Here is a 7,900-nt window from a genome sequence, read left to right on the forward strand (position 1 = left end):
AGTTAAGCCGCTATCAACTGAGCGACAGCAGGCTCGTGGCACGCTGAGCATTCTCGTCGGCGCTGGTGATGACCTTCATCTGCATTTCGAAGCGCCGCGCCGTATCGATCATCGACACCATCGATTCGATCGCACTGACGTTACTGCCTTCCAACGCACCGGACGCGATGCGGACATCCTCGTCACGCCCCAGCACTTGCGGCTGACCGTTAGGCTCAGAACGAAAGAGGCCATCTTCGCCACGGGTCAAGCCGGCATCACCGGGGGTAACGAGCTTCAAGCGCCCAACATTGACGATGGCATCAGGGTTTTGACCGGCGCCAATCGCACTGATGGTGCCATCCCCCCCCACGGCAAGCTTGGCTTCCAGCGGCACAGCGATGGGCCCGCCATCACCCAGCACGGGATTTCCACCACTGGTCAGTACGCCGTTACCGTCTATCTGCAAGTCGCCCCGGCGGGTATAGGCTTCATTGCCGCCGGCATCCTGAACGGCAAGCCAGCCATCGCCCCGCATCGCCACGTCTAGGTCACGTCCGGTAGCGTTGACAGGGCCTGGACTGAAGTCCGACCCCGGCGTGCTGGCTGCCACCGAGGTTCGCGTATCCAGAACACCATCACCCTGAACCGGCACCGCCCGCATGGCGTGAAGCTGCGCACGAAACCCCGATGTCGAAGCGTTGGCCAAGTTATTGCTGACCACGGTCTGCTGCTGAAGACTCTGGCTGGCACCGCTCATGGCGGTGTATAGCATGCGATCCATTATCGGCTCACCCTCACCCGTTAACGCAGGTTAACAGCGCTCTGCAGAATCTCGTCCTGGACCTTGATGGTCTGGGAGTTGGCCTGATAGGCCCGCTGCGCGACGATCATGTCAACCAGTTCTGAGGCCATGTCGACGTTGGAGGTCTCGACCGCACCGGCAGTAACACTGCCCAGCACGCCGGTACCCGGCTGCCCGACCAACTCACCGCCAGACGCAGCGGTCTCGGTCCAGGCGTTGTCACCGGCTGACTTCAGGCCTTCCGGATTACGGAAGTTTGCCAGGGCAATCTGCCCCGCGGCCTGGGACTGCTCGTTGGAGAAATTACGCACGATGCTGCCATCGTCTTCGATCTGGATGCCCACCAGCGTACCGGCCGTATACCCATTCTGTGTCAGCTGGTCATTGGTCGAGTCTTTGGAAAACTGCGAGGTGCCGGCGAGATTGAACTGTGCATTAATAGCTGCAGGCGCTCCGCCCAACTGAGCCTGAGTAAAAGTTAAACCAGTATCATTATCCCCAGCCGCCCCATCTACACCAATCAATGCGCCACTGGAATCGAATTCAAGCGTGAACTGGTTGTCGTCTGTACCCGGTGTCGTATTGTCACCTGGGGTCGTAGAGTCATTGATGCGGCCATCGAGAGCGACATTGGCCTGCCAGGTGTTTTCTGGGACTACAGGAGGGCCAACTGGATCGGCTTCCAGTTTTCTGTAATACACCGTCACATTGCGTGAATTACCCAGCGAGTCGAAGGTCGTGAAGCTGTTGGAATAGTGATACTGGATGTCCTGGGTGCCGCCATCATTATCGACTGTCGCTGTCTCCAGCTGGTCGGGATCGCTCGCAACGATGCCAGCATCGAGATTGTAGACGGCATTGATCTGAGTGGTCGACTGAGCCGGCATACCGGCCGCCGGCACTCGCAGCACTTCGGGCTGGCCGCCGGCCACCACATCCGAGAAGGGATCGTTGGGATCCGAGAGCCCGTAACCCATAAGCTGTGCGCCCTGGGCATTCACCAGGTAGCCATCGGCGTCCATGGTCAGCTGGCCGTTGCGCGAATAGACCGTTTCGCCATTCTGCTGCATACGGAAAAAGCCTTCGCCGCTGATGGCCAAGTCCAGCTCACGACTGGTGCTTTCAATATTGCCGTCGCTGAAATCCTGCCGCACATCCGAAACCTGTGTACCAAGGCCAACATCGGCATTGGCGAAGACATCAGCAAACAGAGTGGTGGACGACTTGAAGCCCACGGTTTGTGAGTTGGCAATGTTATTGCCCAAGGTATTCAGGTTGGCCTTGGCCGCATTCAGGCCACTCAGCGCTTGTGAAAAGCCCATGGTTCATTTCCTTTATAGCGATGTGAAGATGCGATGCGAGAGACGGGTACTTTTTCTAAACCAGTTTCCGAACCGGATAGACGGAGCCTGGGCTGGCTTGACCTGACTAAGCCTCAACCCGGGTGATTTCACAGGATCTGCTTGACGTCATTCAGGCCGATCTGTCCATAGACGGCGCCGAGGTCCAGCAGAACACCTCCGTTTTCCTGAGGCGTCACCGCCCCCACCTGTGCATAGTTAAGAGCCTGGGAACCGATGGGCTTTTCATCGCGTGTCGCCTGTAAGGACACGTTATAGGCACCGTCAGGCGCCGCCTCACCCAAGGACAGCTCGCCATCCCAGGAAATATTCGATACGCCGGCCTTGGCGCTACCCGCGTCATACTGGTCGACGACCTGACCGGAACCATTGGTAATGGTCACGCGCACGTTATCGGCGGGCTGATCAAGCTCAATGCCAATGGGCGTGGTGGTCACCTTTCCATCCACCTGACTGGTCAGCACCTTGTTGCCCGGCACCATCACGCCAGAGCCGACCAAGCCGGCTGCTTCAAGCGCCCTGCCCTGGTCGATCTGATCTGTGATGGAAGAGAGTGTGGTGTTGAGTTTCTCGATGCCGCTGACGGTATTGATCTGCGCCAGCTGCGAGGTCATCTCAGCATTCTCCATGGGGTTCATGGGATCCTGATTTTTCAGCTGAGTTACCAGCAATGTCATGAACCGATCGTTGAGATCGTCAGATTCACGATTAGCGGCTGCCTTGCCGGCTTGCCCGACGGTGCCGTTGACACTATTCAGGACATTCGAATCGATGCTAGTAGCCATGTAATCAGCTCTCTCCCAGGGTCAGCGTTTTGGTCATCAGCTGTTTGCTGGTATTCATTACTTCGACATTCGCCTGGTAGGAACGTGACGCCGAGATCATGTTGACCATCTCGTTGGTAGGATCCACGTTGGGCATGGTCACGTAGCCATCATCATCCGCAAGCGGGTGCTCAGGGCGATATTCCATGCGCATCGGCGAAGGGTCATCCACGACGCCGGAGACACGCACACCACCGACCTCAGAGCCCCCCTGCTGCTGGGCTTCAAACCAGACTTGCTTGGCTCTGTAAGCCTCACCGTCGGGACCTGCCACGCTATCCGCATTGGCGAGATTGCTGGCGGTCACGTTCATCCGCTGCGCCTGCGCGCTCATGGCGGAGGCGGATATATCAAAGATTGAGAACATCGACATGCTACGCTCACTCCTAGGGCTCGGGGCAGCCATCAGTCAGATGGTCATTCCGATTGCATGGATGACTTGAGGCCCCGGATACTGCTGTTCAGCATCGACAGGGAGGCTTGATAGCGGACAGCGTTATCAGCGAACTCCGCCCGCTCACGATCCATATCGACCGTATTACCATCGAGGCTTGGCTGGGCCGGCACTCGATACATCAGGTCATGCACCTTGCTGCCCGAAGAGCCGTGACCTTCAATGTGACCCGCAGAGGTGGTGGACAGAGCGAGACCGCTCTGACTCGCGCCACCACCCTCCATCGCCCGCGACAGCTCCTGCGAAAAATCAAAGTCGCGGGCCTTGTAATTAGGCGTATCGGCGTTGGCAATGTTGCTGGTCAAGACCTCATGCCGCTGTTGGCGAAGGTTGAGGACTTCCTGCTGGAAGTTCAGCGCCGACCCAAGCTTATCGATCATTTGTGCACCCACAATCGCGAAATGGGGAAATGTTGAGAGTGAAGAATAGCGATGCCCCCGTCATCTCAAAGGACCAAACAGACCCGCATTTCGCACCCAATTCCGTTATTGACCTGACCGGCAGCCGAGTAGAATTGGCTCAGATCAGATATCCAGCCCCCTTGAGTCAGTGATTGCCATGCCCCAAACGCCCTGCAAGCCTGCCTCTCGATCTCGCATCGCGAGCGAATCTCACAAGAGAGGCCTGCGCTTCGCCCTGTCGCTATGTCTCATGATGTGGATAGCGATAACAGCGGCACCTGCGCTCGCGCAGAATCAAGCGCTAAACCAGGACCAAGTATTAGTAGAAGCCGTAAAACGCTTTCTGCTGGATCAAGCACCTGAGGACGCCGAAGAGATCAGGGTCGAGGTGTTTCCGCCTTCTGCACAATTCGCTGCCTGTTCATCACCACGCCCCTTCTTCCCCAATAGAAACCAGCGCCAATGGGGTCGCGTCTCGGTAGGCGTCGAGTGCTCTGGCTCTCAGGATCGCTACCTTCAGGCAGAGGTGGAAGGCACCGGCAGCTATGTCACGGCTGCCGAACGCATCGAGACCGGCACGGTCATCGATCAAGGCATGCTGACCATGCGCAAGGGAAACCTGGGCCGCCTGCCATCCGGCACGATTCGCCATGCGGATGAGGCAATTGGCATGCTGACCAGGCGCACGATCACCTCGGGCTCGACCCTGCGAGAGTACCAACTCCGCAGCGTTCCACTGGTCGAACAACGCCAGACCGTTTCGGTAGAGGCTAAAGGCAGCGGGTTCCGCGTCTCGCGGGAAGGCGAGGCACTGGAGGATGGGGGCATGGGGGATGAGGTTAGAATTCGCCTCTCACGTCGTGAGATCATTACCGGCAAAGTGATTGGGTCCGGTCGCGTCGCCGTCGATTTCTAAAGGCATTATTCGTTACCGACAAAAAAGCCCTCTATCATTAAAGATACCGCCCACCTGGCCGATACCATGGGCAAGCACCACTGACGAGGCCGCTCCCTTGAAAATCGACAGCTCACAGTCTCTGACCCGCCTACAGCAGACGGATCAGACCACGACAGGCAAGCCCGCTCCCGCCGGCAACGCACAGGCATCGGCAACGCCGACCTCTGCATCCATCGCCCACCTGAGCCAGGGCAGCCAGAATGTCAGCGGAGACATCGACACCGCACGGGTCGAAGAACTCCGCCTTGCCATCAGCGAAGGCCGCATGGAAATCGACGCCGACAAGATCGCCGACGGCCTCATCGCTAGCGTCCAGGATATCCTCAACGGTGAGTCTTCATGAGTTTGAGAGAATCTCTCGAACGCCAGCGGCAGCGCATCGCTTCACTGGAAGCACTCTTGAACAATGAGCGACAGGCATTGTTCGAAGGCCGTGTCGACGGTGAGTTGCTCAATCGCATTGCCGCCGACAAGCAGGAAATGCTGACCCAGATTGAGCGCTTCGAGACCCAGCGCAACCAGGTACAGCAACGCCTTGGCTATGGCGCGGGCCTTGAAGGCGCCTCCAGGGCTGCCGCTGATGCAGACTGCCTTTCCGTCTGGCAAGCATTGCTGGAAGACGCTCAACGCACGGCACGTCTCAATGCCATCAACGGCGGCATGATTCGCCAGCGCCTCGAGCAAAATCAGCGCATGCTCAATGCGCTGCGCGAGGCAGCAGGCAATAGCTTATATGGCCCCAATGGCCAGTCTGAACCCCGCCGCAGCCTGGTGTCCTCACGCGCCTAACGCCCTATTCTTCCCGCTTTCCCCCTCCTTGACTACCACACCCCAAGTGATGGCCGCCTCGCCTCGACGCCATACAACGATGCTCCATGCGCGATTGTTATAACGCACTATACTCATGTAGTGAGCTCTACTAAGCAGACACGACACCTTGTTGCTGTTGCTGTTGCTGTTGCTGAAATAGCCACTCATGGACCGAGTGCGACCGCCAGAAGCCAGGGAGGCCCACCATGCCCGACTGCCCGCGCATCCTTAATCGACTGATGCATTTGCTCTGCCTACTGTGGCTGGCCACATCACCCTCAATGGCAGACGACTGTCCAGACTGGTCACGCCCTGCAGCCAAAAGCGCTATCGACACCCTTGGGAAACGCCTTGCTGAATGGAGCGACGCCTATTACCGCGACGGGGAACGCCTGGTCGATGATGCCACCTATGATCAGGCTCAACGGCACTACCGTCAGTGGCAAACCTGCTTCGATATTCAAACACCCGAGACCTCAACCGCTCCCGCAGCAGACTCAACCCTTCGGCACCCCTACCCCCTGACGGGGCTCAATAAGCTCGACGACCTGGCCGCGCTTCATGATTGGATGGCACAGCGCCGAGAACGGGCACTATGGGTTCAACCCAAGGTCGATGGCGTCGCCGTCACCCTGGTTTATGAGGCCGGCGAGCTCACGCGAGTGATTAGCCGTGGCAATAACGTCAGGGGGCAGGATTGGCGCAACAAGGCCCAGGCCATTGCTGGTATTCCCAAGCAGCTGCCTGCACCGACACCGGCTCGCGCAACCCTGCAAGGCGAGCTCTATCTACGCCTCAAGGATCACATCCAGGCCGACTCAGGCAGCGCCGGCGCCCGCAGCGCCATTGCCGGACTCATGGCAAGGAATACACTGAGCACTGATGCAGGTGCTGAGATAGGCCTCTTCGTGTGGGGCTGGCCGGATGGCCCCAGAGACATCGAAACACGGCTAAGCCGACTCGCCGACTGGGGCTTCACCGACAGCGCGCGCTTCAGCAAAGCTGTTGACTCGGCGCAGGCAGTCGCCAAAGCCAGGCAGCGCTGGTATCGCGAGCCGGCCCCCTTTGCCACCGACGGCGTGGTGATTCGTCAATCGCACCGCCTGGCCCAAACAACACCTACTCGTAAAGGAGCCACCACACCACCCGACTGGGCCATCGCCTGGAAACACCCCTCACGCAGCGCTCACGCCCTGGTTACAGGCATCGATTTCACCATCGGTCGCACGGGGCGAATCACTCCCCTTCTCGAACTGCAACCCGTCGAGCTGGACGACCGTGAAATCAGTCGCGTCAGTCTTGGCTCACTAGACCGCTGGCAGGAGGCAGACGTACGTCCCGGCGACCAGGTCATCATTCAGCTGGCCGGCGGTATCATTCCCCAATTCGAGCAGATGCTGGTTCGCATACAGCCACGCCCCGCCGTGTCGCCTCCAGACCCAGCCACCTATGACGACCTGAGTTGCCTGCGGCTCAGCGACGGTTGTCGTGAGCAGTTTCTCGCCAGGCTAACTTGGCTATCCGGGGATCAAGGGCTCGACATGGCAGGCATTGGCGAGGGCAGTTGGGCAACGCTTATCGACGCCGGCCTGGTGCAAGGCCTCAGCGACTGGCAGACCATCGAGGAGGGGCAGCTACGCGAACTTCCAGGGGTCGGCGAGGCGCGCGCCGCTCAGTGGCTTGATGCCTTTCATCCAGCAGGTGGCTGGCGGCTGAGCACCTGGCTCAAGGCGCTAGGTATGCCTCCCGCCGCGGACGACAGCCTGACGCCAGTCACGGACCTGCAAGCCCTTCAGGCACGATCGATAAAGGACTGGACAACTTTCGATGGCATAGGCCCCGTGACCGCGCAAGAACTCCGCGCCTTCTTCCAGCATCCGGAGATTCGGCGCCTGCTAACAACGAGCCTCAACCGTTCATAGCAAATGCTCATAACACCAGCTTATAACAGCCGTTTGGCCGAGGCTCTGGGGGCACAAACGCAGACTAAAACCACTGGCATTAACCAGCACGCTTGGCGGCGCACCCGCGCAAAGGAATACAGCAAGTACAGCAAAGGAACGCAACAAGACCTGCACCAACGACCGGAAACGGTCGGCACATAGGATCTATTTCGGGCAGGAGCTAAAGCTCGAAAAGCAAGAAAGGCTAACTAAGTGAGAACGAGCCCACAGAGAACAAGCTAAGAGAACAAGAAGGAATATCCAAAACCGCGCAAACAATAGCAGAAATGGCTCCCCGAACAGGACTCGAACCTGTGACCCAATGATTAACAGTCATTTGCTCTACCAACTGAGCTATCGGGGAA

At 58.6% G+C, this 7,900-nt stretch carries 9 protein-coding genes and 1 tRNA gene; 4 read left to right on the top strand and 6 right to left on the bottom strand.

Going from position 1 to position 7,900, the window contains the following annotated elements:
• Nucleotides 1-13 precede the first annotated feature (13 nt).
• From BCL93_RS02200 to flgB, 5 genes are all read right to left on the bottom strand, one after another.
• On the bottom strand, nucleotides 14-763 hold the full coding sequence (locus BCL93_RS02200) for a flagellar basal body rod protein FlgF (protein ID WP_112053463.1): 750 nt from the start codon (nucleotides 761-763) through the stop codon (nucleotides 14-16).
• 20 nt (nucleotides 764-783) lie between these two features.
• The gene (gene flgE, locus BCL93_RS02205; protein ID WP_112053464.1) at nucleotides 784-2,106 is read right to left on the bottom strand and encodes a flagellar hook protein FlgE; all 1,323 of its coding nucleotides are present in this window, start codon (nucleotides 2,104-2,106) and stop codon (nucleotides 784-786) included.
• Between the two features lie 128 nt (nucleotides 2,107-2,234).
• Nucleotides 2,235-2,930 (bottom strand): flagellar hook assembly protein FlgD, encoded by a 696-nt coding sequence (locus BCL93_RS02210; RefSeq protein WP_112053465.1) that lies wholly within the window; start codon nucleotides 2,928-2,930, stop codon nucleotides 2,235-2,237.
• Nucleotides 2,931-2,934: 4 nt separating this feature from the next.
• A complete protein-coding gene (gene flgC / locus BCL93_RS02215; RefSeq protein WP_112053466.1) occupies nucleotides 2,935-3,342 on the bottom strand; it encodes a flagellar basal body rod protein FlgC in 408 nt (135 codons plus the stop codon).
• Nucleotides 3,343-3,386: 44 nt separating this feature from the next.
• A complete protein-coding gene (gene flgB / locus BCL93_RS02220; protein ID WP_112053467.1) occupies nucleotides 3,387-3,803 on the bottom strand; it encodes a flagellar basal body rod protein FlgB in 417 nt (138 codons plus the stop codon).
• 178 nt (nucleotides 3,804-3,981) lie between these two features.
• Here flgB and flgA point away from each other — a divergent pair, with 178 nt between their 5' ends.
• The 4 genes from flgA (at nucleotide 3,982) to ligB (ending at nucleotide 7,514) form a co-directional block, all read left to right on the top strand.
• Nucleotides 3,982-4,740 (top strand): flagellar basal body P-ring formation chaperone FlgA, encoded by a 759-nt coding sequence (gene flgA, locus BCL93_RS02225; RefSeq protein ID WP_112053468.1) that lies wholly within the window; start codon nucleotides 3,982-3,984, stop codon nucleotides 4,738-4,740.
• Between the two features lie 97 nt (nucleotides 4,741-4,837).
• A complete protein-coding gene (flgM, locus tag BCL93_RS02230; protein ID WP_258395901.1) occupies nucleotides 4,838-5,125 on the top strand; it encodes a flagellar biosynthesis anti-sigma factor FlgM in 288 nt (95 codons plus the stop codon).
• A complete protein-coding gene (locus BCL93_RS02235) occupies nucleotides 5,122-5,571 on the top strand; it encodes a flagella synthesis protein FlgN (protein ID WP_112053469.1) in 450 nt (149 codons plus the stop codon). The genes flgM and BCL93_RS02235 overlap by 4 nt, the downstream gene beginning before the upstream one ends.
• 227 nt (nucleotides 5,572-5,798) lie before the next feature.
• Nucleotides 5,799-7,514, top strand: a complete 1,716-nt coding sequence (gene ligB, locus BCL93_RS02240) for an NAD-dependent DNA ligase LigB (RefSeq protein ID WP_220086218.1) — start codon at nucleotides 5,799-5,801, stop codon at nucleotides 7,512-7,514.
• Nucleotides 7,515-7,823: 309 nt separating this feature from the next.
• Here ligB and BCL93_RS02245 read toward each other — a convergent pair.
• Nucleotides 7,824-7,899: transfer RNA gene (locus BCL93_RS02245), tRNA-Asn, on the bottom strand.
• Nucleotide 7,900: the final 1 nt, after the last annotated feature.

This window comes from Onishia taeanensis (genome assembly GCF_003268885.1).
Taxonomy (GTDB): domain Bacteria; phylum Pseudomonadota; class Gammaproteobacteria; order Pseudomonadales; family Halomonadaceae; genus Onishia; species Onishia taeanensis_A.

Excerpts from the sequence above, each read along its gene's own strand:
- BCL93_RS02200 (WP_112053463.1), bottom strand. The coding sequence starts at position 763 with ATGGATCGCATGCTATACACCGCCATGAGCGGTGCCAGCCAGAGTCTT.
- flgE (WP_112053464.1), bottom strand. The coding sequence starts at position 2,106 with ATGGGCTTTTCACAAGCGCTGAGTGGCCTGAATGCGGCCAAGGCCAAC.
- BCL93_RS02210 (WP_112053465.1), bottom strand. The coding sequence starts at position 2,930 with ATGGCTACTAGCATCGATTCGAATGTCCTGAATAGTGTCAACGGCACC.
- flgC (WP_112053466.1), bottom strand. The coding sequence starts at position 3,342 with ATGTCGATGTTCTCAATCTTTGATATATCCGCCTCCGCCATGAGCGCG.
- flgB (WP_112053467.1), bottom strand. The coding sequence starts at position 3,803 with ATGATCGATAAGCTTGGGTCGGCGCTGAACTTCCAGCAGGAAGTCCTC.
- flgA (WP_112053468.1), top strand. The coding sequence starts at position 3,982 with ATGCCCCAAACGCCCTGCAAGCCTGCCTCTCGATCTCGCATCGCGAGC.
- BCL93_RS02235 (WP_112053469.1), top strand. The coding sequence starts at position 5,122 with ATGAGTTTGAGAGAATCTCTCGAACGCCAGCGGCAGCGCATCGCTTCA.
- ligB (WP_220086218.1), top strand. The coding sequence starts at position 5,799 with ATGCCCGACTGCCCGCGCATCCTTAATCGACTGATGCATTTGCTCTGC.